This is a genomic window from Sulfurimonas denitrificans DSM 1251, from assembly GCF_000012965.1.
Classification (GTDB): Bacteria; Campylobacterota; Campylobacteria; order Campylobacterales; family Sulfurimonadaceae; genus Sulfurimonas; species Sulfurimonas denitrificans.
Map to the genome: position 1 here is coordinate 1,063,706 of NC_007575.1, position 23,835 is coordinate 1,087,540.

Below are 23,835 nucleotides of genomic sequence, written 5' to 3' on the forward strand. Positions count from 1 at the left end.
ACTTTAACTAATGAGCGTTTGAAAAATGTTTGATGAAACTTAAAAAAAACTTATTTATAAAGGAATTTTAAACGTTAATGATGTTCCGTTATTATCAAAAAATATCACATCGGTTTTGAATCTGCTTTTTGCAAGAGTTTTAATAATATCCATCCCAATACCAGAACTTTGCTTCTTTCCTTTAAAGCCTATGCCGTTATCTGAAATTAAAACATTGATGAACTCTTTGTCTTGCGTGATTGTAAGTGTAATTTTGGGTGAACTTATGCTTTGAAAAGCATATTTGATAGAGTTGCTGACAAATTCATTGATGATGATGCCAAGAGTGATAGAGTGAGACGCACCTAGATAGATTTGTGTAGAATCTATCTCTTTTTGTATCTTTAAAACAGAACTTGCCAAAAGATTATCTAAAAGAGCGCTAACATAGTGTTTTATCTCTAAGGTTTTGTGCAACTCATCTTGATGAAGTTTATCGTGAGCTAAAGAGATTGCACTGATAGTATTGTGAATATCTTCTAGTGACTTTGATATATCTTCTTGGCAAGAGTGCAAAGAGACTATGCTTGAGATTACTTGAAGGTTATTTTTGACTCTGTGATCTAACTCTTGGTACAATAACTCTTTTTCTCTCTCCATCTCTTTTCGCATCGTTGTATCTCTGCTAATACCGTGGTAACCAATGATATTTCTATTTTTATCATAGACCGCTTTTGAAACTACCTCTCCCCAAATAAAAGAGCCATCTTTGCACTTGTGTTGTACTTCAAAAATAGAATGAACATCGTGTACGGCTTGTTCTTGATTCTCTTGTCTTTGTTTAATTCGCTCCATGACAATAGCTACTCCCTCGGGCGTAAACATTTCAAAGACATGACGACCCACCAACTCTTCAGGTTTAAAGCCTAGTTTTTCTTCGACACTTGGACTGATATAGGTCAAAATATGATTACTGTTAGCTTTCCAAATCACATCTGTAACATCTTCAGTAAGTTCACGATAAAGTGTTTCACTGGCTTTGAGTTTTTTTTCTGCAAGTTTTCGGTACTTAATTTCTCGTCGCAAGAGATAAATCCAGTAACCAACTACTGCAAGTATCACAAGGAGCAAAAGAGCATATTTTACAAGTGTTTTAACATTTGTACTATTATCAATACTAAGCCAATGATAAAATATTGCATCAAACTCTTCTTTTGGGGTAGTTGCCATCGCTTTTGTCAAAATGGGAGCAAGTGGTTCGTTCCCTTTTGTTAGTGCAAATGCTTGATAGCTTACATACTCTGTTTGACCCGAAAAACGCAGTGTACTAAAATCATTTTTCCTCATAACAAAATCTACAATATTGGCATCACCTACATAAGCATCGGCTCTATCATCTGTCACCATTTCTAAAGCTTCTTTCGTACTAGAAGCCAGTACAAGCTGAATCTTTGGGTATTTATTTTTTATAAATTCTCCCATAAAATAGCCTTTTTCAACAACTACACGCTTATTTGAAAGCTGTTTTAAACTTCCTATAAAAGCACCTTTTTTATTATCCACAATAATAGTTGGTGCAATATGGTAGGGTTCACTAAAGGTAAGATATTTTGAACGTTCAGGTGTTTTAACCGTGCTTGTGAGCATATCTAGTTCACCCTTTTGTGCAAGAGTAAGTAGCTCATCCCATGATTTGTTTTTTAGTATCTCAAAACGTACATCTAGTATCTTTTCAAGTTCATGAATATAATCTACAACAACACCTATGTGGTTGCCATTTTTATCTATCCACTCATAAGGTGCATAATTTGGATCCATTCCAACAAGGATGCGAGGATTATCTATAAGCCACTGTTTTTCTTCTTGAGTGAGTCCTAATTGAGCTGATTTTTGGGCAATTGATGTTGTAGCAAAGAGATGAAAAGTAATAAGAAAAATAAAAAAAACAGTTCTCATCAAAGTCCATCCACTTTGCATCCAAATCCACCCAAATACTCAAAAATAGTATGGTTTAATTTTTTCTTCAAACGATAAATAAGTCCTCTTTTTGTCGAATCATTCACGTATTCCTCACCCCAAATATAGTACTCAATCGTGTGCATGGGAACAAAGGAGCCTTTACTTAGATAACATATGTGAAAAAGTTGAGATTCTTGTTTTGAGAGAGTTATCTGCTCATTTTTATAAAAAAGCATCTGCGTTTCTTTGTTATAATAATAATCAAATGTGAGATTTTTGCCTTTGATGGAGGCTGAAACTAGCATGAGTGTAGCACTTAAACACTCTCCTTAAAAGGCTTGGTAATATATGCAACGGGATGAGTTTGAAGTGCTTTTTCAACTATCTCATCATCGCCATAAGAAGTAAGATAAACGACACTAAAATCACTTATCTTTTTTAACTCTTTTATCACCTCTATGCCTGATTCATTGTCTTCAAGCTTGATATCACTGAGTATGATATCGGGTTTATTGGCATGAAAAAGTGCATGAGCATCTTCAAAATTTCCCACATGACCCGTTACTTCAAAGCCTTTTTTTTCTAAAATTTTTGTAAGATCCAAAGCAATGAGAGGCTCATCTTCTATTATCATTACTTTATACATACTGCCCTTTGCTAATTGAGATTTTTTCTAATAACAAATTTTAATAAAAATATTACTCAACTTTCGCACTTAAATTCAAGTAATTCTTGAGTGATATTTTATAGTGTAGCAATTATACTCATAAAATCTTTATTTCAATTTGTCATATTTTAAGCCTACATGTATAAATTTACCTACAATTGTGTTTATGAAAATAGACATAGATATAGGCTGTTTTTTTGTTAGTGCTGCTCGTATAAAAAGCCTTTTTTAGAAAAAAAACTGTAGCAGTTTTAGTTCTCACGCTCTCTCATGTGAAAACTAAATAAGATAACTGATTTTGCAACTCCATTTTAATTTAATATCTGGATTTCAAACCCTTTTTCAAACTTGTATCTAATTTTATTGCAGTCAAGAATGTATTGAATATCTAAAAACTCATCTACTTCAAGCTCTTTTGCAGTTTTTATATTTACAACTCTGTTTTTTTTATTATCAAACTTAAAAGTAATAAATTTATTTATCTCATTGATGATTTGCTGCGCCATTTTTTACTCCTCTATTTATAGTTACATTTTGCATATTTATCACACTCAAAACAGTTCTGATTTTTCATAATTTTTATATATTCGTTATAAAGGCAGCTACTGTTGTTTTTTGAACACACTATTGGCAACTCTCTTTTTTTTGCTTCATTTCTAAAGTACTTCATAGCGTTGTGGTTTAAAAAAGAAGTTAGCATGACAACACATTCTATATCAATAGGTATGATTTTTTTGCATGTACTAGCTTTTTTTCTTGCATCCCAGTGGACTATTGACAAAACTCCAAGGCTCTTAAGGATTGACTCAATTGAGCTAATTTTATCTCCACCAATTACCAATACACTCATAATTTAGCCTTATCTCAGGGCTTGTGAAGCAAATTTACATATTTTAAAAGTGTCAATATGTGGATGACGCATTTTAAAGATTTTTGCTATTGGACAAACCAGTTTTTGATTTTTGGCAAATCCAGACTCTGCTATAAGTTTGTTAATTTCACTTTTTATTGATAAATCAGACATTTAATATCTCCTATATGATAATTGTTATCAAAATAATATCAAAGAGGAGCTTAATATTTTCTGATTATGATATTAATTATCAATTTTAAAAGATATTGCTTATTTTAAGGTTCTTTATTTTATTTTTTAGCAAAAAATTTATAGTAAAAATCTTTTATAATCCTTGACTTAGAAGCGCTCACCACAAGCTCACCGCTGTTTACTTTTCCGCTTCTTAGAGTTGTTCCAGCTGCTATCATTACATTGTCTTCTATTACTACAGGGGCAATTAACTGCGAGTCACTTCCGATGAAAACATTTTTGCCTATAACTGTTTTATATTTGTTTATGCCATCATAGTTACATGTAATAACCCCTGCGCCTATATTTGTGCCCTCATCAACGGTTGCATCGCCTATGTAGCTCAAATGTCCTGCTTTTACACCTTTTAGGGTAGATTTTTTTATCTCTACAAAGTTTCCTATATGAGTATCTTCAATATTTGAAGCAGGGCGTAGGTGTGCTAGAGGTCCAACATCTGAGTTTTTTACTATGCTATCTTCTATGACACTATGTGCTTTTATATGAGAGTTGATTATTTTTGACTCTCCTGTAATGCGGCATCCATTCTCAACAATACACTCACCTTCAAAAACAACACCCTCTTCAATATATATAGTTGAGGGGAGTTGCATAGTTACACCTGACTCCATTAGAGAGTTTTTAATTTTATCTTGCATAATAATTTCAGCATCAGATAGGTCTTTTTTTGAGTTTACACCTTTGTACTCATTTTCATTGACTAAAAGCGGAGTTATTTTTATTCCATCATTTCTTGCCATTGAGATTATATCTGTTAGATAGTACTCCTCTTGGGCGTTGTTATTTTGTAAAAGAGGGATATATTTTTCTATAATTTTTTTAGAAAATGCGTATATCCCAGCATTTACACTCTGAACTTTTAACTCTTGTAGCGTTGCATCTTTTTGCTCTACTATTTTTTTTACTTCTGCATCTTCTATGATAACACGACCATAGCCACTTGGGTTTTGTAGATTAAAGATAGACATAACAACATCGCCTTGTGCTTCTAAAAACCCATCGAGAGAACTTTTTTCTACAAGTGGCATATCGCCGTTTAAAACTAATACTCTCTCATTTTTTATATTCACACCCTTCATAGCTCCGCCAGTTCCAGGAAAGTTTATAGCGTCTTGTGTTACAAAATTTATATCATTGAAGTAGCGGCTCATAGACTCTACTACAGCATCTCTTTGATGTGCTACTACAACACTTACATCATCGCTTATCGCTCTTGAAGTTTTGATGATATAGTAAAGCATCTCTTTACCACAAATCGGGTGTAAAACCTTCGCTTTGGAGGATTTCATGCGGCTGCCTTTTCCCGCTGCTAATATAACTATACTAATTTTATTTTTATTCATAGTTGCTCTTTTTTTTAGTTAATAAAATTATATCTCTTAGCGGTTATATTTGAAATTAAAATATGAAAAATACCCTTTTAGTGTGGAGCCTAATATATTTTGTGGTATTATAAGCCCAATATTTTGCTATAAGGTATTTGAATGGATTTAGGTACGGTCATAGGTATTGTTTTGATTATGGCACTTCTTTTAGGTGCTATGGCTATGGGTGTTGGTATTGGTCCGTATGTAGATATTCCCTCTGTATTAATTGTTATTGGTGGAAGTATCGGCGCACTGATGATATCATTTAAACCTTCGCAGATGAAATCTTTTGTTAAAATTTTTATGATAGCTATAAAACCGCCACAAGAGGATAAAATAGAACTTATTAAAAAACTTGTACAGTTTTCAACCAAGGCAAGAAAAGATGGTATTTTAGCTCTTGAGAGTGAAGTTAACGATGAACAAAATGCATTTTTAAAAAAAGGGCTCTCCATGGCAATTGATGGAAACGAGCCAGATAATATTAGAGAACTCTTAGAGATTGAGATGGAACAAACAAGCACTAGACATAAGATGAATGGTTCAATCTTCTCTCAGTGGGCTGGATTAGCGGGAGCTATGGGTATGGTTGGAACGCTTATTGGTCTTGTTGCTATGCTTTTAAATATGGCGGACCCCTCTGCAATTGGTCCATCAATGGCAGTTGCCCTACTTACTACTATGTATGGTGCGATTATCGGAAACGTTGTCGGAAATCCAATTGCCAATATTTTAGGTATTAGAAATGATGAAGAGTCACTAGTTAAAGAGATGATTTTAACAGGAATAATGTCTATCCAATCAGGTGATGCACCAAGAGCATTAGAAGCAAAACTTTTAAGTTATTTAGCTCCAAATGAGCGTGTGAGTCAATTTAACTAATGGCGAAAAAAAAGTGCCCAGATTGTCCTACATGTATGCCAGAGTGGTTGGCAGCTTTTGGGGATTTAATGTCTCTGCTTTTATGTTTTTTCGTTCTTCTTCTATCAATGTCGAGCATGGATGCAAAAAAAGTATCTGAAGCTATTGGCTCACTATCAGGTGCGATGAGCGTTTTAGAAGGTGGCATAAAAACTGAAGTCTCAAAAAGACGTATCCAAGAATCAACTCCAATTGAGTCAACTGATGAGACTTCAGAGCAGGTAAATAGAATTTCAGCTGCTCTAAAAGAGATGAATGAGATACAAGAGGCACAGGCTTCTACGCAAGGAAGTGCTGCAGTAGTATCTTTAGAAGAGGCTCAAGATGGTTTTGTAATAGAACTTCCAGCATCTCTTCTTTTTAAACCAGGAAGTGCAGTTATACAAAATGAAGATTCACTTCTGTTTTTAAAAAGAGTAGCGTTAATAATTGGCGAGCTGCCAAATGAGACAACTCTAAGCGTATGTGGTCATACTGATGATCAAGGTCCAAGCGTAAAGGGTCCATATAAAGATAACTGGGAACTCTCATCAGCTAGAGCTATATCTGTATTACAAGAGTTGCTTTTAGATGGAGTAGATCCAAAGCGCATAAGTGCTGCTGGATATGCAGAGTTCTCTCCAAAGGCAACAAATGCAACGGAGAGTGGAAGAGAACAAAACCGCAGAGTTGAACTTCGTTTTTATGCTGGTAAAAACGCAGATAAATCAAAAGTACAACAGAGTGTTTTAGATAGGGCAGCAGCTCAATAATGTTTAGAATTTTTCTCTCTATTTTAATGTTAAGTGCAATCTCTCTTTTTGGGGCAGATAGTGTTGCTATTCCTACTATGAACTTTGAACTCTCAGCGCCAAAAACACCAGAGCAGTTGGTAAGCTCACTAAATGTTCTTGTCCTCTTAACACTTCTTTTTTTAGCACCGAGTATGGTGCTTGTTATGACAACTTTTACAAGGTTTGTTATTGTATTTGGTTTTTTACGACAAGCTCTAGGCACTCAACAAGTTCCTCCTACTCAGCTATTAGTTATGCTTGGTATGATTTTGACATTTTTTGTAATGGAACCTGTTGGAATAAAAGCTTATGAAGATGGAATAAAACCATATATAGAAGAGAAAATAGGGTACGAAGAGGCGTTTGATAAAACAGCTCTTCCATTTAAAAACTTTATGATTAGAAATACAAGAGAGAAAGATTTAGCACTTTTTTTTAGAATAAGAAAGATGCAAAATCCTACAACAATAGCTGAAGTACCTCTCTCTATCATCATTCCAGCTTTTGTTATAAGTGAATTAAAGACAGCTTTTGAGATAGGTTTTTTGTTGTTTTTACCATTTTTGGTAATTGATATGGTTGTGGCATCAATCCTTATGTCCATGGGTATGATGATGTTGCCGCCAGTTATGATAGCTCTGCCCTTTAAGATACTCATTTTTATTCTTATAGATGGATGGAATCTGCTTATTGGCAATCTTATAGCGTCAATTAAATAGATAAAGTAGATAAATTGAATTGTAAATATTTTGGAATATGTGGTGCATGTATAGTATATGATGGTGGATATGAGACTCAACTCTCACAAAAAGTAGAGTTAAACAAAGAACTGTTTGCACCTTTTTATATGGGTAAAATTTCTGTTTTTGAGTCTCCTCGCAGTAACTACCGCTCAAGAAGTGAGTTTAAAATCTGGCATGAGGGAGATGAGAAAATCAATTATGCTATGAATAGAGCAGATAAAGGCGGTGTTATCCTTATTGATGAGTGTCCGCAAGTTAGTAGTGCTATTTTTGCTCTTATGCCAAAACTCTTAAGGGCAATAAAACGCCATAAGATAGACTTTAAACTCTTTGGCGTAGATTTTTTAAGCTCAAATAGTGGCGAGATAGTAGTCTCTTTGCTTTATCACAGAGCTTTAGACTCCACTTTTAAAGAGATTGCAGAGATAATCTCTGATGAATTAGACATCTATATAATCGGCAGAAGCAGAGGTCAAAAAGTAGTTATCAAACAAGATTATGTAACTGAGATACTACATGTAGATGGTGTTGAGTTCAAATTTAATTATATTGAAAACAGTTTCACACAGCCAAATGCAAAAGTTAATGAGCAGATGATTGGATGGGCGCTAAGAGAGCTTCCTAATATGGACGCCGATTTGTTAGAACTATATTGTGGTGCTGGAAATTTTACAATACCTTTTGCTTCAAAATATAGAAAAATTTTAGCAACAGAAATTTCAAAATCTTCAATAAATGCTGCAAAATCAAATATGTCCTTAAACAAAGTGAAAAATATTTCCTTTGTTCGCATGGGAGTTGAAGAGTTTGTAGAAGCTCTTGATGGTGTGAGAATTTTTAATAGAATGAAAGAGATAGATATAGACTCTTATGAGATTAAAACTATCTTTGTAGATCCGCCAAGAAGTGGAATGGATGAGGCTACATGTAGATTTGCCTCAAGATATGAAAATATAATTTATATCTCATGTAACCCTCAAACTCTTCTTAGGGATTTAGAACTTCTTACAAAGACACATAACGTGATAGATATGGCTCTTTTTGATCAGTTCCCATATACACATCACGCTGAAATGGGTGCAAAACTTGTTAAAAAATAGCCAAAATATTAATGCTATAATTGCGCAAACAATTTAAAGACAGCATTATGAAAAAGATACTAATTATTAGCGATGGCGAAACGGCTGAACATTTTATTAACAGAGTTGTGGATGCATATACAAGTGAAAACATATACTATGTAGTGCAAACAAAACAGAAGAAATTTCCAAATGCAAATCCTTCACGCTTTAAATTTTATGAGTTTGATCCAACAAGTTTATATAAACTAGCAAATCTTCTTAAGATGGATTTTGTTCAAGTTATCATAGTTATGGACAACCCACTAGATGTTGAAAATACAATTTTAAACATTAGAAGCATAAAAAAGAATCTGCGTATTATTATCCTAAATAAGTGGAAACTAAAAAATGAAGATCCAAATATAGTTTTAATTAACTCAAAAGAGATTCTATCTTCAAGACTTCTTGATTATCTTCCAAATGTTCCTGTAATCGCCCAAAACGTAGGAATAGGCGAGGGTGAAATAATGGAAGTTTTAGTTCCATTTGGAAGCTCTTTTGTATATAAACATATCGGAGTAATTGAGCAAAAAGAGTGGAGAATTGTTGCAATTTACAGAAACAGAAAACTTATTATGCCAAATCGCCGCCGTATGATTCAGCCAAATGATTTGTTGGTTTTAGTTGGCGAGCCAGCGGTTTTAAGGTCAGTTTATAGAGCCATAAAAAGAGAGCTAGGACAGTTCCCAGAGCCTTTTGGCTCAAACATCTATATATATTTAGATATGGATTTAATTAAATACAAGCAGGTAGCAAAATTTATAGAAAGAGCCATCTTTGCACATGAGAAATTTGGACACACCTTAATCATAAAAATAGTAAATCCGAGTGACATCGAGACACTCTGGAGAGTTAAAGAGTATAGAAGTGATAACGTAATTATAGATATAAATTATGAGAGCAAAAATCTAAGAGAGAGCTTTTTTAATGATATAAAAATTTATCATGTTGGATTAGTAATTGTCTCTAATGAGATGTTTAAAAACTATAAGATGAGAAATATTCTCTATGAAGCACACGTTCCAGTTCTTAAAATTGCAGAGAAAAAGCTCTCTTCAGTAAAAGATGCTTCTATAATTCTTGGAGATAATCGTGATTTGGAAAAAATTTCATCAACTATTTTTGATATCTCTCAAAAAATGAACCTAAATATAGAGCTATATAACTACATGAATGAGCCCCAAGATGCAAAAGAGATGGTAATTGAACACTACTATAACCTCTCTACGATTTTTTCAAAGACAATTAAAGTTCTAAAAGAGAGTGAAAATCCGATTAAAAAATTAAAATACAAAGAGGATTTTATTCAGATTTTGCCATTTAACAAAAAATTAACACAAAAAACCATCTACTCTCTTCTCTCAACAGATAGTGAGAGACTTTATCATAAGCTAGATGGTAATCATCAAATCTTCATACCAATACAGATTTAAGCAGCCTCTTTAGCGATTTTTTATCCTTTTTTAAGTATTATATATCCACTTATTTTAATTAATTTTTGGACATATAATGCAAGTACATATAGAGCTTAAAAAAGTTGTAGATAACTCTTACGACATAACCATAGGCACACTTCCTACCCTCCATTTTGACACAAAAGTAGCAGTTGTTACAAACTCTACAATCTCTGCTCTTCACTTAGAGTATCTCTTGTCAAAGATAAGCGCAAAAGAGCTTTATGTTGTAACTCTAAGGGATGGAGAAGAGTATAAAAATCAACAGAGTATTGACACAATCCTTGAGGCTCTTTTTGAAAACCGTTTCAACCGCAAATCAATGATTATTGCATTTGGTGGCGGAGTTATTGGTGATATGAGCGGATATGCTGCTAGCATCTATCAAAGAGGGATAGATTTTATCCAGATTCCAACTACACTTTTATCTCAAGTTGATGCAAGCGTTGGCGGTAAAACAGGGATGAATAACAGATATGGAAAAAATCTAGTCGGTGCATTTCATCAACCTCGCGCTGTCTATATAGACCCACACTTTTTAACAACTCTTCCACCAAGAGAGTTTGGTGCTGGAGTTGCTGAGATAGTGAAGATGGCTGTTACTTTTGATAAAGATTTTTTTGAGTTTTTAGAGAGGGCTGATTTAAGCAAGCCAGAAATCTTGCAAGAAGCGATAAAAAAAGCTCTTCAAACTAAGGCTAAAGTTGTAACTCAGGATGAAAAAGAGCAGGGGATTAGAGCTGCACTAAACTATGGGCACACATTTGGACATGTTGTTGAAAATGAGACTGCTTACAAAGAGTTTTTACATGGAGAAGCTGTAGCCATCGGAATGGTGATGGCAAACGAGATGGCGATAAAGATGAACTACATGTTTGAAAAAGAGGCTCTAAGGGTTAAGGCACTTTTACAAAAGTATAACTTGCCGACAACTTATGCCATTAAAGATGTAAAAGCGTTTTATGAGGCTTTCTTTCTGGATAAAAAGAGTTCTGACTCTGCTATAACTTTCATTCTTCCTCTTGGAATTGGGGATGTTGTAATTACAGATAAAGTTGACACTGGTACCATTATGTGTGTTTTGAACAAATTTGGAAAGCAGTAGATGAGTAAAATATTTTTTTATCTACTTATCGCCTCATCACTACTCTTTAGCGATATTTTAAAGAGTGAGGTAAAGCCTACTCAAGAAGAGCTAGAACGTATAAAAATAGAGCAAGAGAGAGCTGTAAAAGATAAAATTTCTCAACTTGTCTCAGAGTTAAAAGTTATTGAAGAGAGGATTTCTAAAAGAGATAGTGTTTGGATAAAGAGTTATGCCTCTTATCTTACCTCTTTGGAAGTTCGAGAGAGTCTTGATAAAATTGTGGAGAGAATTAACTATCTTCAAAAAAAGAGAGATAAATCACTTAGTGAAGCAGATGAGCTAAATGCGCTTCTTGGTCGTGAGAAGATTTTAACATCACAAATTGAGAAATTAAAAAGAAAAGATAGCTCACCATTCTCAAACCTGATAACTCCGCCAAATATCGATGAGATTGCATCTGTTACAAATCCGTTAGATATTTTTATGGGTATCTCTTTGATGAAAACTCTAGATAAAGATTTCAGTGATTATGTTCTAAAAAAAGATGAACTAAATAAGCTAATAATACTATTAAGAGCAGAAATAAATATATACACTCAAATAGAAGCGATAGATACAGAGCATAAATATAAAGAACAGCTAGATTTTAAACTAAAACAGTTAGAGAGATTTGAATCAGCACTAGACACTATGAATGTTACAGTAGATGTTTATGAAAAAAGATTAGATATCATAACGGTAAATATAAATAAAGATATAGAAGTTCAAATTTTAAAACTTATTAAAATAGCTGTAACTATTTTTGTTGTTTTCTTGATATTTTTCTTATTAAAACTTATCATTAAAAAATATATTAAAGATAATGAACGCTTCTATATGGCAAATAAAATTATCACTTTTATCAACTTTACGCTCATTATTTTAATTCTATTTTTTAGTTACATTGAAAATGCAAACTATCTTGTTACTATTTTGGGGTTTGCTTCTGCTGGTATTGCAATTGCTATGAAAGATTGGTTTATGAGCATACTTGGCTGGCTTGTAATTGTCTTTGGCGGAAGTGTACATGTAGGAGATAGAATCCGTGTTGATATGGATGGAATGCAGTATGTTGGTGATGTTATGGATATCTCACTTCTTCGTATGACTATACTTGAAGATATAACACTCACCGCAGTTACTCAAAATAGAAGAGCTGGACGAATTATTTTCATACCAAATAACTATATCTTTACAAGAATGATAGCAAACTACACACACAGTTCACTAAAGACCGTTTGGGATGGAGTTAAGATAACTATAACCTTTGATTCTAACCACAAAAAAGCGATGCATTTAGCAAAAGAGATAACTAAGAAATTCTCAAAAGGCTACACAGACATCACAAGAAAACAGCTCAACAAACTAAGAAGCAACTATAGCCTTAAAAATACAAATGTTGAGCCTAGAATTTTCTCTTTCATTGAGCCAAATGGTATCTGTATAGATGCTTGGTATTTAACAAATGCTTATGGAACTCTTACACTAAGAAGTGTCATCTCAACAGAGATAATAGACGCTTTTTTAGCAGAAGATGATATAACTATTGCGTATCCTACACAGATGCTTCATATGGAGGCATCTGCTAAGAGAAAGCCTCCATTTGAGAGCGATGAAGTAGTATAAATGAAGAAAAAAGTATATTTTAAAACATTTGGATGTAGAACAAATCTTTATGATTCTCAAGTCATGATGAGCTCACTAAAAGAGTACGATATAACTGAGAATGAGAGTGAAGCGGATGTTGTAGTTATCAACTCCTGTACGGTTACAAATGGAGCAGATTCACATGTACGTTCATATATCTCACATGTAGAAAAAAACGGTGGTGCTAAAATCTTTTTAACAGGATGCGGAGCACATACAAAAGGTGAGAGCCTTTTGTCACAAGGCAGAGTCGCTGGAGTTTTTGGGCAGAGTGAAAAAGTAAAAATTGATGAGATGTTAAACAAAGATGAGCCTTTTTATGAACCTGGGGATTTAAACCACATAGATGAGAGCGTTGTTGATGATTTTATTGGTAAGAGCAGAGCTTTTATTAAAATTCAAGAGGGTTGTAACTTTCGTTGTTCCTACTGTATCATCCCTTATGTTCGTGGTGATGCTAGAAGTATGGATGAAGAGAAGATTTTAGAGCAGATAAGAAGATTGGCTCGTAATGGTTTTGGAGAGTTTATTTTAACTGGAACAAATGTTGGAAGCTATGGTCAAAAGAATGATAGTTCGATAGCGTCACTTATGAAAAAAATATCTCAAATTCGAGGTGTTAGACGCATTAGGGTTGGAAGTGTTGAGCCTATTCAGATAAACGATGAGTTTAAAGAGATTTTGGATGAGCCATGGCTGGAGCGTCATCTTCACATCGCTTTGCAACATACATCTCCGCAAATACTGAAATTGATGAACAGGCGAAATGTTTACAAGCAAGATAGAGAGCTTTTTGAACTACTCTCAAGTAAGGGTTTTGCTATTGGAACAGACTTTATAACAGGACATCCAGGAGAGAGCAGTTCGCTTTGGAGTGAAGCTATGAGAAATGTAAAAGAGCTACCACTTACTCATCTACATGCATTTACCTACTCAAAACGTGATTCAACTCCATCAGCTACAATGAAGCCAGAAGTAAGTGGCGCAGTAGCCAAAGAGAGACTTCATGAGTTGGAGAGTATTGTAAAAGAGAAAAATTTTGCTTTTAGAAAAGCCTTTAGAGGTACACTTGATGTTCTTATAGAGAGTCAAAAAGATGATTTTTTTATAGGATATGATCAACATTTTAACAAAATAGTTGTGCGCTCAGATGAAGATTTACTGGGAAACTGGATAAATATTAGTGATTATGAGGTAAAAGAGGAGTCTAACTATGGTAGGGTCTAAAACAAATAGAGTTGTACTTTATGTATCCGCATCTTTAGTTGTTATACTTATCTTATTTGCGATGTTAAGGGATAATGCAGAGCCTATTACACTTGCTAATGCTACGAAAATTTTAGAAAACAAAAGTGTAAAAAGTGTTATCTCATCACAAGATTATATATATTTAAAAACTGATAAAGAGATATATAAAATAGCATCTTCGCAAGTATCGCCAAAAATGTTCACAAACTATGAAGTCTCTATAAAAAATAGCTCCAATATAGTAATATATTTTCTTTTTTTAGTTCTATTTTTAGGTTTTGCAGCACTGTTATATAGATGGTTTCAAAAAAATGAGTACTTTAATGTTGCCAAGGCAGATAGTGGCAGTTACGGCTCCAAACAAGAGGGTTCAAGACCAATAGAGTCTATTAAAAGTGATGTTACTTTTGATGATATTGGTGGGATAAGTGATGTAAAAAGTGAGCTTGAAGAGATTATAGATTTTATGAAAAAACCAAAACGATATAAAAGTTTTGGTGCAAGAATGCCTCGTGGCGTGCTCTTAGTTGGTCCTCCTGGAGTTGGAAAGACAATGATTGCAAAAGCTGTTGCAAACGCTGCTGGAGTACCATTTTACTACCAAAGTGGCGCCTCTTTTGTTCAGATATATGTTGGAATGGGTGCAAAAAGAGTTCATGAACTCTTTGCTGCTGCTAAAAACAGTGCTCCTGCAATTATATTTATAGATGAGATTGACGCTGTTGGTAAGAAAAGAGATGGACAAAGAAGTGATGAGAGAGAAGCAACACTAAATCAGCTCTTAACAGAGATGGATGGTTTTGAAAATTCAAGCGGAATCATAGTCATAGCCGCAACAAACAAGATAGATGTTTTAGATTCAGCACTCCTTAGGGCTGGAAGGTTTGATAGAAGAATCTTTGTAGAGCTTCCAACAAATAAAGAAAGAGCACTGATACTCTCTAAATATCTACAAAAAGTTCCTAACGAGGTAGATGTAAAAACTATAGCAAATATGACTGTTGGCTTTAATGGTGCATCTTTGGCAGCACTTGTAAATGAAGCTTCACTTCTAGCTATCAGACAACATGATTTTCAAGTAACCATAGATCACTTTGATCATGTAAAAGACAAAGTGATGTTTGGTAAGAAAAAACTTCAAATTCTAAGTGAGATGCAAAAGAGATTTCGTGTTACTTATCAAGCAGCAAAAGTTGTTTGTGCCACCTATTATGATCTACCTTTTGAGAAGATATTGCTCTCAAACGAGAAGCTTACGCCATCAACTGATGAGCCACTTATAAAACATGAGCTAGAGTCAAGAGTAAAAATGCTCTTAGCTGGTATAGTTGCATGTAATATCAAATATAACGAGCATGCAAGCAGTGCAAAAGCTGATTTGGATGAGGCAAAAGAGATTATCTTAAAAATGATTGAAGAGTATGGAATGGGCTCAACTCTTATTGCAAAAGAGAGTGAGAAAGAGATACTAATAAATAGACTCTATAATGAGACAAAAAGTCTCTTAGAATCGCTGCAGAGCGTTATTAAAAGAGTAGAAGATGTCTTAAATGAGAGAGAGAACATATCTAAGTTAGAAGTTAAAAAGTATATAAATGAAGTTTTATAGCGGTTTTACTCTGAAAAATGAAAATATATATTTTGATAAATATATAAATAAAAGCAGATATACGATTTGTGGGTTTAGTTATGGAGCAATTAAAGCTATAAAGGATGTTAAAGAGCATTTGAGAGATTTAAAAAGAGTAGATACTCTTCAACTGTTTTCACCAGCTTTTTTTCAAAACAGAGATGAAAAGTTTAAAAAAACGCAAATAGTCGGGTTTATAAAAAATAGAGATTTATATATAGAGAATTTTACTAAAATGTGTTTTCACCCATACCCTCAAAAAAGCGTAGAGCATAATGAGGATGACATTGACGAGTTAAGAGAACTCCTCTTTTATGAGTGGAACAAAAATGAGCTCCAAGAGATAGCTCAAAGTGGCGTAAATATAGAGGTTTATCTTGGCAAAAAAGATCAGATTATAGATACTGATATTGCTAAAGCTTTCTTTTTAGAGTTTGCTACACTAACATGTATAAAAGATGCAAACCACTTTTTATTAACTTCTTAGGAGAAAAATATGAACACAATAAAAATAGGCGTAATAACAGCAAGTGATAGAGCAAGTAAAGGAATATATGAAGATATATCTGGAGTCGCCATTCAAGATACAATGAAAGAGTATTTAAAGAGTGAGTTCGAGATAGTTTATAGATGTATCCCTGATGAGCAAGAGATGATAGAAAAAACGATGATAGAACTTAGTGACAAGCAAGAGTGTTGTTTAATAGTTACAACTGGTGGAACAGGACCAGCGTTAAGAGATGTCACTCCAGAAGCAACACAAAATGTATGCGAAAAAATGATGCCAGGATTTGGCGAACTTATGCGCCAAGTAAGCTTACAATATGTTCCAACGGCTATACTCTCAAGACAGAGTGCAGGTATTAGAGGTAAAAGCCTTATTATTAATCTACCAGGAAAGCCAAAATCTATCCGTGAGTGTCTTGATGCAGTTTTTCCTGCTGTTCCATATTGTATAGACCTCATAAATGGACCATATATAGAGACAAATGAAGAGGTTATAAAAGCTTTTCGACCAAAGGTTTAGTAACTAAAATCTCTTTCTGCCACTAAAGAGACGGAGTTTTCTTTAGTGTGTAATATCTAGTAAGAGGCTTTAAAAATAGGCTTTTTATCTTCTACTAAAAAAATAGGCTCCATAAATGGGGCTACTTTTAACAAAAAATTCAGCATAGAGAGAACGGGAGATCCATAAAAAAATAGCAATTTGGGATTAGACACCCATAACTGGTCAAGATATAGATACTTTTTATATGAGCTATCACCAATATTGTCTTGGTTTCTATCAAATCCCTCATAATCATCCCAGTAGTTTGACTCTATCTCATTTTCATTACTTTTGCCGTTATAACTATCTGTCATTATATTATCCATATTGCCAAAGAGCTCATTGCTTTTTATAACATTTCTTACGCTCTCATTTTTAAAATTAAGACCTCTTGTGTTGTAGCTGATTCTATTATCTAATATCCAGTTTTTTGTATCACGAATTTTTGGAGAGTTGTCAATATAGAGAGCTTGATTGCATTGCCAAATATTGTTAGACTCTATGCGCACATTTGAAGCTCCCCTAAAGAGAATTCCCAAATTTGTCTGAGTGCCATAACGCCCAGCTATACTGTTTTTTGTTATATTGATATCACGACTCCCCTCAAGAAGTATGCTTACTGCACTATCTTTGATTATATTACTATCAATAATGATATCTTTTGAGTGCTCTGTAAATATAGCATATCTGCACTCTTGTATATAGTTATTGCTAAGAGTATTGCTATTTGAGCGCATCAAGACGATATCTCTTGACTTTATAAATGAGTTGCCTTCTATGATATTGTTATGGCTAAACCAAAGGCGAAGAGCGTCACCTCTAAGACCTATATCTTGTCCATTTGATGAAATTTTATTGTTTAAAATAGCAGAGTTGCTGACATTATCCATAAAAATACCATAAAGAGAATCTTCAATTACACATTTTTGAATGGTTATTTTTTGAGAATTGTTTATGAAAATAGCAGCATCCATACTATCTAGCCTACTGCCGCTTTTAATGATTTTTAAATTTTCTAATTTTACAGAAGAACTTTTTATTGTTATCACATTTTGGCTACTAGAGCCTTCTATAATTACGCCTTCTTCTTTGCCTAAAATAGTGATAGGCTTATTTATCACAATATTGCCTTTATAAATCCCAGCTGATAGTTTTATGGTAGCGCCAATAGGAGCAGAGTCAATCGCCTCTTGAAGTAGATTTGCATCTGCACTAAGTACAAAAGCAAAACAGATAAAAAGAACTGTTTTAAACATTAAAATCCTAAAAGTTAAACAAATTTTGATTTTGTATTATGCCATATTTTAAAATTGTAAAATTATAATACAGAGGAGTTGCATCACTTATCATAACTTTTTTCTAATGATTGGATTTATCGACTGCCCCACCATTGAACTGAAATGATTTGCTAGGTGATTATATCCGACTATTTAGATCAAAGATTTGATGATAATCACTCATTACTAGCAAACTCTAAGCGCTCACTCATTGCCTTGATTGCAACAGCTGCACAGGCCTCATCTTTTTCACCCCCAGGTGCACCACTTACTCCAACAGCACCGATTAGTATGCCACCAGCATGAATAGGTACTCCTCCTTGCATCACGATTAATCCATCAATATTGTTCAACTCTTGTTGAATATCAGCTCTAGCTGCTCTAAATGCGCCAGAAGATGTGCCAGCCATTATCACCAAGTTGGCTTTTCTTTGGGCAATTTCTATAGTAAATTTTGCTGCCAAATCATCTCGCATAACACTTCGTACATTTCCGTGCTTATCGACTACAACAACCGATACATTAAATCCATCATTACGACAAGCATCGACACTCATTTTTGCAATATCATTTGCTGCTTCTAAACCAATATTCTTTTGAGTGAAAACATCACCCCCAAATATATCCGCACTAAATAAGCAACACAATAAGATTGTTGATACATGTATGTTTTTTTTCATTATTTCTTCTTCTTAAATTATTTTACAAACGAGTTTATGTTGTTTATTTACTCATATTGATATTTTACCTTTTAAATTTTATAATGGGTATTAAAATTCTCAAATCACCAAAATTCAAAATTAATACTAATTGCCATATTTAGGCATTGTTTTTCTGGGTTCTCTTCTGCTACATACATAGTCCTGATTTCTATATTGAGAGTTATTACGAATAGAGTGAAGCAGCTAAAAAGGAGAATTATGAAAGAAGATTGTAGAAAGTTTTTAAAAAAAAAACAGAGAGAAAACCTCTCTATTTTGTAGTTTTAGATGAAGTTTATTTCAGTAACATGGTGTTTTAGACCAAGCTCTGCTGCAGAACAACCAAGAGCAAGACCTATCATCTGCTGCATGTGTAGAACTGGAAGAGATACTTCTCTGCCTATTGCTTCAGAAGCACTTTTTGTTTGAGTATCTAATTTTAGATGACAAAGCGGACAAGGTGTTACCATCATATCTGCATTGTTGTCTGTTGCGCCTGCAATTGCAGTTCCTGTTAGAACTGCTGCTGTGTGAGGAGCTTGAAGCTCAACGTGAAAACCACAACACTTATTTTTTTCTTCATAATCGACATTTTTACCACCACAGGCGATGATTAAATCATCAAGAGAAGTTGGATTGTAAGGATTCTCTTTTTGCTTATGAGACTCATCATGAAGCTCTGATGGACGGATATTGTGACAGCCGTAAAATGGAGCGATATTGAACTGGCTTAAAGGTTTTACAACCATCTCTTTGATTTTATCCAAGCCAAAATCATCGATAATGGCATACAAGAAGTGGATAACGTTTGAGGTACCTTTGTACTCCAATCCAACTTCTGCTAATTTATCATTTACTTTTGCTTTTAGCTCTGGGTTTTTGTCTAGTCTATGTTTTGTCATTGCAGTATTTAGCTGACATGTATTACATATTGTAACCATAGTGAGTCCATGTTTTTCAGCATAAGCTATATTTCTAGCATTTAGCACAAGTGATAAAAAATCATCATAATCTTGTAGATGTGAAGCTCCGCAGCATGATGCTTCAGTGAGTTCTATTAGCTCAATGTTCAATTTTTTAGCTACTGCCATAGTTGACATCATCTGCTCTGGAGTACTCTGTTTTGCTGTACATCCTGTAAAGAGTGCGTATTTTAATTTTTTCATCTATTTTACTCCTAGAACTTTACTGTTGATGATGATTTGATAAGTTTTTGTATCTCATCAAGGTTGTCAGATTTTACTATATTCCATGGCAATACAATTTTGCCTTTTCTAAACATTTGAAGTGCAACAGGAATATGTTTGACTATGTGAACTCCCTCAGAGTAGAGCACTAAACCGCCCTCATCAAGAACACCATTTCTTTTGATAGAGTGTAAGAAACCAACTGCATGGCGAGTTGCAACATTACTTTTTGCAACACCTTTTTTGAATGCCATCTGGTGAAGCTTCGTTATTTTACTAAATGGATTGATACCTTTTGGACAAACTTCTGTACATTCAATACATTTAACACAATCCCAAACGCCTTGCTTCTCTTCATTTACATTTATAAGTCTTTGTTTGTCACTATCACGAACATCAGATTCAAAACGATAAGCTGCCACAAAGGCAGCAGGACCAAAAAAGTCGCTGTTTATCTCAACAACTGGACATGCATAGTGGCATGCGCCACACTGAATACAAAGGTCCGCTTCATCTAACTCTTCCGAATCATGAGGAGATACTAAATTCTCACATGCAGGAGACTCATCTATATCTGCAACAAGATAAGGTGTGACTGCAGCATGCTTCTCCCAAAAGTCACCCTTGTCGATAATCATATCTTTTATGGCTCTTTTTGTACTAAGTGGCTCAAGAGTTATCTCATTACCAAAGTACTCAATCATAGTTGACATGCTCTCTTTACATGCAAGTGTAGAGCGACCATTTACTTTTATGGCACAAGCACCACAAATACCATGACGACAGCTTCTTCTGTATGAAAAACTTCCATCATAATCCCATTTTATTCTGTTTAAAACATCCAAAACAACCTCTTCAGAAGTTATATCCATAGTGTAGTTTTCGTAATATGGAAGATAGTCTTCATCGGCATTAAAACGAAACACTTTGAAATTTACTTTTTGTGTGCTAATTTTATCTGTACTCATAAGTGCTCCTTAATAATTTCTTGCTTTTAGTTCGTGCTTACCAAGTTTAACAGGCATATAATCAAGTGAAATATTCCCATTTTTATCCATGTAAGCCATAGTGTGTTTTAAGAAGTTTTCATCATCACGAGCTGTAAAATCTTCTCTATAGTGAGCGCCACGACTCTCGTTTCTAGCAATAGCACTCTCGACTATAAAGCCTGAGTAATCAATCATGTGACCAAACTCAATAGCTTCTTGAAGTTCTGTGTTGAAAACTTTTGATTTATCTTTTATACGAATATTTTTAAATCTATCTCTAAGCTCTTTTATTTTTGCAACAGCGATTTCTAAAGTCTCTTTTGTTCTAAATGCTCCAGCATTTGCAGTCATGCACTGTTGTAGCTCTTCTCTTAAGTGCGGAATAGTCTCATCTCCGTTGTTCTCAAGGATAGAGTTTATTTCCGCAATTGCAATCTTCGCATCATCAACAGTTGCTACTCTAAGAGGAATATTATCAATCTCCTCAACCATTGTCTTACCAACAAAACGACCAAACAGTAACGCTTCTAAAACAGAGTTTGCACCAAGGCGATTAGCGCCATGAACTGAAACACATGAACACTCACCAGCAGCATAAAAACCTTCAACAAATTCGTTATTGTTTTTACGTACATTACCAGCTATATTTACAGGAATTCCACCCATAGAGTAGTGAGCAGTAGCTGAGATTAAAATCGGCTCTTTAATCATGTCAAGACCTAAGAAAGTAATAGCTAAATCACGAAGTTCAGGTAATCTCTCCATAATCAAATCTCGTCCAAGATGTGTTACATCGATAAAAACAGCATCTTTTCTAGGACCTACACCACGACCTTCTCTTATTTCATTTAAAATAGCACGGCTTACAACATCTCTAGAAGCCAGTTCCATAGCATTTGGTGCATATTTTTCCATAAATCTCTCACCAAGAGAGTTAAACAAGCGACCACCTTCTCCACGAGCTGCTTCAGAAATCAATACACCATTACCTGATAATCCTGATGGATGAAACTGAACAAATTCCATATCTTCTAACGGGAGTCCATGTCGAGCAACAATTGAGAGTCCATCGCCAGTATTTGCATGTGCGTTTGAATTTATTTTGTATGAACGAGCGTATCCGCCAGTTGCAAACATTACTGATTTTGCATTAAAGATTGCAACTTGTAAATCTCTAATATTAAATGCGACAACACCAGAAACTTTGCCATCCTTATATATAAGGTCTGCTACATACCACTCATCCCAGAACTTAACCCCAGCACGAAATGCTTGTTCGTAAATAGTTTGAAGAAGTGTTAATCCTGTTCTATCTTTTGCATAACATGCACGAGGTGATGATTGTCCACCAAACGGGCGTTGTGCAATTTTTCCATCAGCTGTTCTACTAAATGCAGCACCCATTCTCTCTGCCCAACGAATAGTCTCTGGTGCATTTTTACACATAAACTCAACAGCGTCTTGATCAGCTAAATAGTCACTACCTTTTACTGTATCAAACTCATGAAGTTCAACACTGTCTTTGTCGCTAAATGCAGCGTTGACGCCGCCTTGTGCAGCTCCTGAATGACTTCTCAGAGGATGAAGTTTTGTAATTACCGCAACTTTCTTTCCTGCAGTTTGTAACTCTCTTGCAGCAGCGCAACCAGCTAGGCCTGCACCAACAACAATAGCATCGTAAGTATAAATAGGAATACCCATTAGCTTTCCTTTGTTAAATGTAATAAAATAAGGTGGATTGTACTGCTTTTAGCCTTTGTGTATAATAAAAAATGATTTTCTAATATCTACATGTTACTTAATGCGTCACATTCAACTGGAGTAAAATGTCAAAGTGTGAAATTTTTTCTCACAATTCTCTCAAAAGCTAAATACTTTAGTTGAGAAATTCTGTCTTTATAATAATTATTCACTTTTTTTGTAAAATCTATCTTTAACTTATCTAAGCTCTATTATAAAGAGAGTAAAGCTTCCTAACACAATATTTAGACTGTATTGTTTTTCCTTGAAGTTTAGATATAATTGGGGATTATTTATCATATAATTTAAGAAGATTTATTGAATTTAGAAAACTATTTTATCTCGCAGTTTAAGAGCGCAAATATTGGTGATGATGGTGCTTTCATAGATGGTATGGTCTATTCTAAAGATGCTTTTTTTGAGAATATTCACTTTAAAACAAGCTGGATGAGCCACTATCAAATAGGTTATAAATCTATAATGGTAAATATTTCAGATGCCGTTGCCATGAACGCTACGCCAAAGTACGCACTTCTTAGTGTAGCTATGCCAAAAGATATCACAAAATCTCAAATGAGAGATTTAGCTAAAGGGTTTCAAGATGCTTGTGCTAAATATGGAGTTGATATTATTGGCGGAGATACTATAAGTAATATAAAGCTTGATATCACAGTAACTATTGTCTCAAAGAGCAATAAGCCATTGATGAGAAAAGGTCTAAAGAGAGGCGATTTAATAGCTTATAGCGGAACTCTTGGTAAGAGCGCTAAAGAGCTAAAAAAATTAATGAATTTGGGAAAAATTCATAAAAACTCAAAGTTTGTAAATATATTTTTAAGAGATAAGTTTATCTATAATAATAGACGTTTTTTGAGAGTTGGAATGGATATATCAGATGGGATTTTTAGCGACTTACAAAAGCTATCTTTGGCTTCTGGGGTTGGTTTTAGATTTTATAAAAAAATTCAAAAAAGAGTAGGGTGCAGCGGTGAAGAGTATGAGATGCTCTTTGGATTTGACAGAAGATTTAAAAAGACTCTTTTAAGACGGGCAAAATTAACTAAAACACCGATAAATATAATAGCAGAGTGTGTAAGAAAAGCTTACACAAACAGATGCAAATCGCATCATTTTAATAAAAATTAAATTACAG

General features: G+C 34.2%; 23 protein-coding genes and 1 pseudogene. 12 read left to right on the forward strand and 12 right to left on the reverse strand.

The window, feature by feature from the left end; genetic code table 11:
* Positions 1-54 precede the first annotated feature (54 nt).
* The 7 genes from SUDEN_RS05300 to glmU all read right to left on the reverse strand — a co-directional run bounded on the left by SUDEN_RS05300 (position 55) and on the right by glmU (position 5,053).
* The gene (locus SUDEN_RS05300) at positions 55-1,935 is read right to left on the reverse strand and encodes a transporter substrate-binding domain-containing protein (RefSeq protein ID WP_011372640.1); all 1,881 of its coding nucleotides are present in this window, start codon (positions 1,933-1,935) and stop codon (positions 55-57) included.
* Positions 1,935-2,243: a winged helix-turn-helix domain-containing protein gene (locus tag SUDEN_RS05305; RefSeq protein WP_011372641.1), complete on the reverse strand. Its 309-nt coding sequence runs from the start codon at positions 2,241-2,243 to the stop codon at positions 1,935-1,937. The genes SUDEN_RS05300 and SUDEN_RS05305 overlap by 1 nt, the downstream gene beginning before the upstream one ends.
* Before the next feature lie 11 nt (positions 2,244-2,254).
* The gene (locus SUDEN_RS05310) at positions 2,255-2,584 is read right to left on the reverse strand and encodes a response regulator (RefSeq protein WP_011372642.1); all 330 of its coding nucleotides are present in this window, start codon (positions 2,582-2,584) and stop codon (positions 2,255-2,257) included.
* A gap of 332 nt (positions 2,585-2,916) precedes the next feature.
* Positions 2,917-3,111 carry a hypothetical protein gene (locus SUDEN_RS05315; RefSeq protein ID WP_041672232.1) on the reverse strand — a complete coding sequence of 65 codons (195 nt, stop codon included), beginning with the start codon at positions 3,109-3,111 and terminating at the stop codon, positions 2,917-2,919.
* Positions 3,112-3,122: 11 nt separating this feature from the next.
* The gene (locus SUDEN_RS05320) at positions 3,123-3,455 is read right to left on the reverse strand and encodes a DUF2325 domain-containing protein (protein ID WP_011372643.1); all 333 of its coding nucleotides are present in this window, start codon (positions 3,453-3,455) and stop codon (positions 3,123-3,125) included.
* 9 nt (positions 3,456-3,464) lie between these two features.
* The gene (locus tag SUDEN_RS11325) at positions 3,465-3,629 is read right to left on the reverse strand and encodes a hypothetical protein (protein ID WP_158301042.1); all 165 of its coding nucleotides are present in this window, start codon (positions 3,627-3,629) and stop codon (positions 3,465-3,467) included.
* A 119-nt stretch (positions 3,630-3,748) separates the two neighbouring features.
* A complete protein-coding gene (glmU, locus tag SUDEN_RS05325; protein WP_011372644.1) occupies positions 3,749-5,053 on the reverse strand; it encodes a bifunctional UDP-N-acetylglucosamine diphosphorylase/glucosamine-1-phosphate N-acetyltransferase GlmU in 1,305 nt (434 codons plus the stop codon).
* Positions 5,054-5,194: 141 nt separating this feature from the next.
* On the opposite strand from glmU, the gene SUDEN_RS05330 reads away from it, so the two are divergent.
* The 11 genes and pseudogenes from SUDEN_RS05330 (at position 5,195) to mog (ending at position 16,767) form a co-directional block, all read left to right on the forward strand.
* Entirely contained in the window at positions 5,195-5,959 is a 765-nt protein-coding gene (locus tag SUDEN_RS05330) for a motility protein A (protein ID WP_011372645.1), read from the forward strand.
* A complete protein-coding gene (locus SUDEN_RS05335; RefSeq protein ID WP_041672233.1) occupies positions 5,959-6,750 on the forward strand; it encodes an OmpA/MotB family protein in 792 nt (263 codons plus the stop codon). Before SUDEN_RS05330 ends, SUDEN_RS05335 begins: the two co-directional genes overlap by 1 nt.
* The gene (gene fliP / locus SUDEN_RS05340; protein WP_011372647.1) at positions 6,750-7,490 is read left to right on the forward strand and encodes a flagellar type III secretion system pore protein FliP; all 741 of its coding nucleotides are present in this window, start codon (positions 6,750-6,752) and stop codon (positions 7,488-7,490) included. The genes SUDEN_RS05335 and fliP overlap by 1 nt, the downstream gene beginning before the upstream one ends.
* Before the next feature lie 14 nt (positions 7,491-7,504).
* Positions 7,505-8,614: a tRNA (uridine(54)-C5)-methyltransferase TrmA gene (trmA, locus tag SUDEN_RS05345; protein ID WP_011372648.1), complete on the forward strand. Its 1,110-nt coding sequence runs from the start codon at positions 7,505-7,507 to the stop codon at positions 8,612-8,614.
* 488 nt (positions 8,615-9,102) lie between these two features.
* Positions 9,103-9,240, forward strand: a pseudogene (locus SUDEN_RS11630) (COG3400 family protein); the annotation flags it as partial.
* Positions 9,241-10,144: 904 nt separating this feature from the next.
* Positions 10,145-11,194 (forward strand): 3-dehydroquinate synthase, encoded by a 1,050-nt coding sequence (aroB, locus tag SUDEN_RS05355; protein WP_011372650.1) that lies wholly within the window; start codon positions 10,145-10,147, stop codon positions 11,192-11,194.
* A complete protein-coding gene (locus SUDEN_RS05360) occupies positions 11,195-12,841 on the forward strand; it encodes a mechanosensitive ion channel domain-containing protein (RefSeq protein WP_011372651.1) in 1,647 nt (548 codons plus the stop codon).
* Positions 12,842-14,089 (forward strand): tRNA (N(6)-L-threonylcarbamoyladenosine(37)-C(2))-methylthiotransferase MtaB, encoded by a 1,248-nt coding sequence (gene mtaB, locus SUDEN_RS05365; protein ID WP_011372652.1) that lies wholly within the window; start codon positions 12,842-12,844, stop codon positions 14,087-14,089.
* Positions 14,076-15,719 (forward strand): AAA family ATPase, encoded by a 1,644-nt coding sequence (locus SUDEN_RS05370; RefSeq protein WP_011372653.1) that lies wholly within the window; start codon positions 14,076-14,078, stop codon positions 15,717-15,719. Before mtaB ends, SUDEN_RS05370 begins: the two co-directional genes overlap by 14 nt.
* Complete coding sequence (bioV, locus tag SUDEN_RS05375; RefSeq protein ID WP_011372654.1) at positions 15,706-16,227, forward strand: pimelyl-ACP methyl ester esterase BioV; 522 nt, start codon at positions 15,706-15,708, stop codon at positions 16,225-16,227. Before SUDEN_RS05370 ends, bioV begins: the two co-directional genes overlap by 14 nt.
* A gap of 9 nt (positions 16,228-16,236) precedes the next feature.
* Positions 16,237-16,767: a molybdopterin adenylyltransferase gene (gene mog, locus SUDEN_RS05380; protein WP_011372655.1), complete on the forward strand. Its 531-nt coding sequence runs from the start codon at positions 16,237-16,239 to the stop codon at positions 16,765-16,767.
* A gap of 56 nt (positions 16,768-16,823) precedes the next feature.
* On the opposite strand, the gene nosD is transcribed toward mog, so the two are convergent.
* The 5 genes from nosD to sdhA all read right to left on the reverse strand — a co-directional run bounded on the left by nosD (position 16,824) and on the right by sdhA (position 22,643).
* Positions 16,824-18,044 (reverse strand): nitrous oxide reductase family maturation protein NosD, encoded by a 1,221-nt coding sequence (nosD, locus tag SUDEN_RS05385; protein WP_011372656.1) that lies wholly within the window; start codon positions 18,042-18,044, stop codon positions 16,824-16,826.
* 197 nt (positions 18,045-18,241) lie between these two features.
* Positions 18,242-18,745, reverse strand: coding sequence for a GlcG/HbpS family heme-binding protein (locus tag SUDEN_RS05390; RefSeq protein ID WP_011372657.1), 504 nt, complete (start codon positions 18,743-18,745; stop codon positions 18,242-18,244).
* A 305-nt stretch (positions 18,746-19,050) separates the two neighbouring features.
* Positions 19,051-19,932: a CoB--CoM heterodisulfide reductase iron-sulfur subunit B family protein gene (locus SUDEN_RS05395; protein WP_011372658.1), complete on the reverse strand. Its 882-nt coding sequence runs from the start codon at positions 19,930-19,932 to the stop codon at positions 19,051-19,053.
* Positions 19,933-19,943: 11 nt separating this feature from the next.
* Positions 19,944-20,921 (reverse strand): succinate dehydrogenase/fumarate reductase iron-sulfur subunit, encoded by a 978-nt coding sequence (locus tag SUDEN_RS05400; protein ID WP_011372659.1) that lies wholly within the window; start codon positions 20,919-20,921, stop codon positions 19,944-19,946.
* A gap of 9 nt (positions 20,922-20,930) precedes the next feature.
* Positions 20,931-22,643, reverse strand: a complete 1,713-nt coding sequence (gene sdhA / locus SUDEN_RS05405; RefSeq protein ID WP_011372660.1) for a succinate dehydrogenase flavoprotein subunit — start codon at positions 22,641-22,643, stop codon at positions 20,931-20,933.
* Positions 22,644-23,000: 357 nt separating this feature from the next.
* Between sdhA and SUDEN_RS05410 the strand changes: the two genes are divergently transcribed.
* The gene (locus SUDEN_RS05410; RefSeq protein ID WP_011372661.1) at positions 23,001-23,828 is read left to right on the forward strand and encodes a thiamine-phosphate kinase; all 828 of its coding nucleotides are present in this window, start codon (positions 23,001-23,003) and stop codon (positions 23,826-23,828) included.
* Positions 23,829-23,835 lie beyond the last annotated feature (7 nt).

What these genes read in the sequence shown, in the direction of transcription:
- SUDEN_RS05300 (WP_011372640.1), bottom strand. Translation starts at nt 1,935, where the DNA reads ATGAGAACTGTTTTTTTTATTTTTCTTATTACTTTTCATCTCTTTGCT.
- SUDEN_RS05305 (WP_011372641.1), bottom strand. Translation starts at nt 2,243, where the DNA reads ATGCTAGTTTCAGCCTCCATCAAAGGCAAAAATCTCACATTTGATTAT.
- SUDEN_RS05310 (WP_011372642.1), bottom strand. Translation starts at nt 2,584, where the DNA reads ATGTATAAAGTAATGATAATAGAAGATGAGCCTCTCATTGCTTTGGAT.
- SUDEN_RS05315 (WP_041672232.1), bottom strand. Translation starts at nt 3,111, where the DNA reads ATGGCGCAGCAAATCATCAATGAGATAAATAAATTTATTACTTTTAAG.
- SUDEN_RS05320 (WP_011372643.1), bottom strand. Translation starts at nt 3,455, where the DNA reads ATGAGTGTATTGGTAATTGGTGGAGATAAAATTAGCTCAATTGAGTCA.
- SUDEN_RS11325 (WP_158301042.1), bottom strand. Translation starts at nt 3,629, where the DNA reads ATGTCTGATTTATCAATAAAAAGTGAAATTAACAAACTTATAGCAGAG.
- glmU (WP_011372644.1), bottom strand. Translation starts at nt 5,053, where the DNA reads ATGAATAAAAATAAAATTAGTATAGTTATATTAGCAGCGGGAAAAGGC.
- SUDEN_RS05330 (WP_011372645.1), top strand. Translation starts at nt 5,195, where the DNA reads ATGGATTTAGGTACGGTCATAGGTATTGTTTTGATTATGGCACTTCTT.
- SUDEN_RS05335 (WP_041672233.1), top strand. Translation starts at nt 5,959, where the DNA reads ATGGCGAAAAAAAAGTGCCCAGATTGTCCTACATGTATGCCAGAGTGG.
- fliP (WP_011372647.1), top strand. Translation starts at nt 6,750, where the DNA reads ATGTTTAGAATTTTTCTCTCTATTTTAATGTTAAGTGCAATCTCTCTT.
- aroB (WP_011372650.1), top strand. Translation starts at nt 10,145, where the DNA reads ATGCAAGTACATATAGAGCTTAAAAAAGTTGTAGATAACTCTTACGAC.
- SUDEN_RS05360 (WP_011372651.1), top strand. Translation starts at nt 11,195, where the DNA reads ATGAGTAAAATATTTTTTTATCTACTTATCGCCTCATCACTACTCTTT.
- mtaB (WP_011372652.1), top strand. Translation starts at nt 12,842, where the DNA reads ATGAAGAAAAAAGTATATTTTAAAACATTTGGATGTAGAACAAATCTT.
- SUDEN_RS05370 (WP_011372653.1), top strand. Translation starts at nt 14,076, where the DNA reads ATGGTAGGGTCTAAAACAAATAGAGTTGTACTTTATGTATCCGCATCT.
- bioV (WP_011372654.1), top strand. Translation starts at nt 15,706, where the DNA reads ATGAAGTTTTATAGCGGTTTTACTCTGAAAAATGAAAATATATATTTT.
- mog (WP_011372655.1), top strand. Translation starts at nt 16,237, where the DNA reads ATGAACACAATAAAAATAGGCGTAATAACAGCAAGTGATAGAGCAAGT.
- nosD (WP_011372656.1), bottom strand. Translation starts at nt 18,044, where the DNA reads ATGTTTAAAACAGTTCTTTTTATCTGTTTTGCTTTTGTACTTAGTGCA.
- SUDEN_RS05390 (WP_011372657.1), bottom strand. Translation starts at nt 18,745, where the DNA reads ATGAAAAAAAACATACATGTATCAACAATCTTATTGTGTTGCTTATTT.
- SUDEN_RS05395 (WP_011372658.1), bottom strand. Translation starts at nt 19,932, where the DNA reads ATGAAAAAATTAAAATACGCACTCTTTACAGGATGTACAGCAAAACAG.
- SUDEN_RS05400 (WP_011372659.1), bottom strand. Translation starts at nt 20,921, where the DNA reads ATGAGTACAGATAAAATTAGCACACAAAAAGTAAATTTCAAAGTGTTT.
- sdhA (WP_011372660.1), bottom strand. Translation starts at nt 22,643, where the DNA reads ATGGGTATTCCTATTTATACTTACGATGCTATTGTTGTTGGTGCAGGC.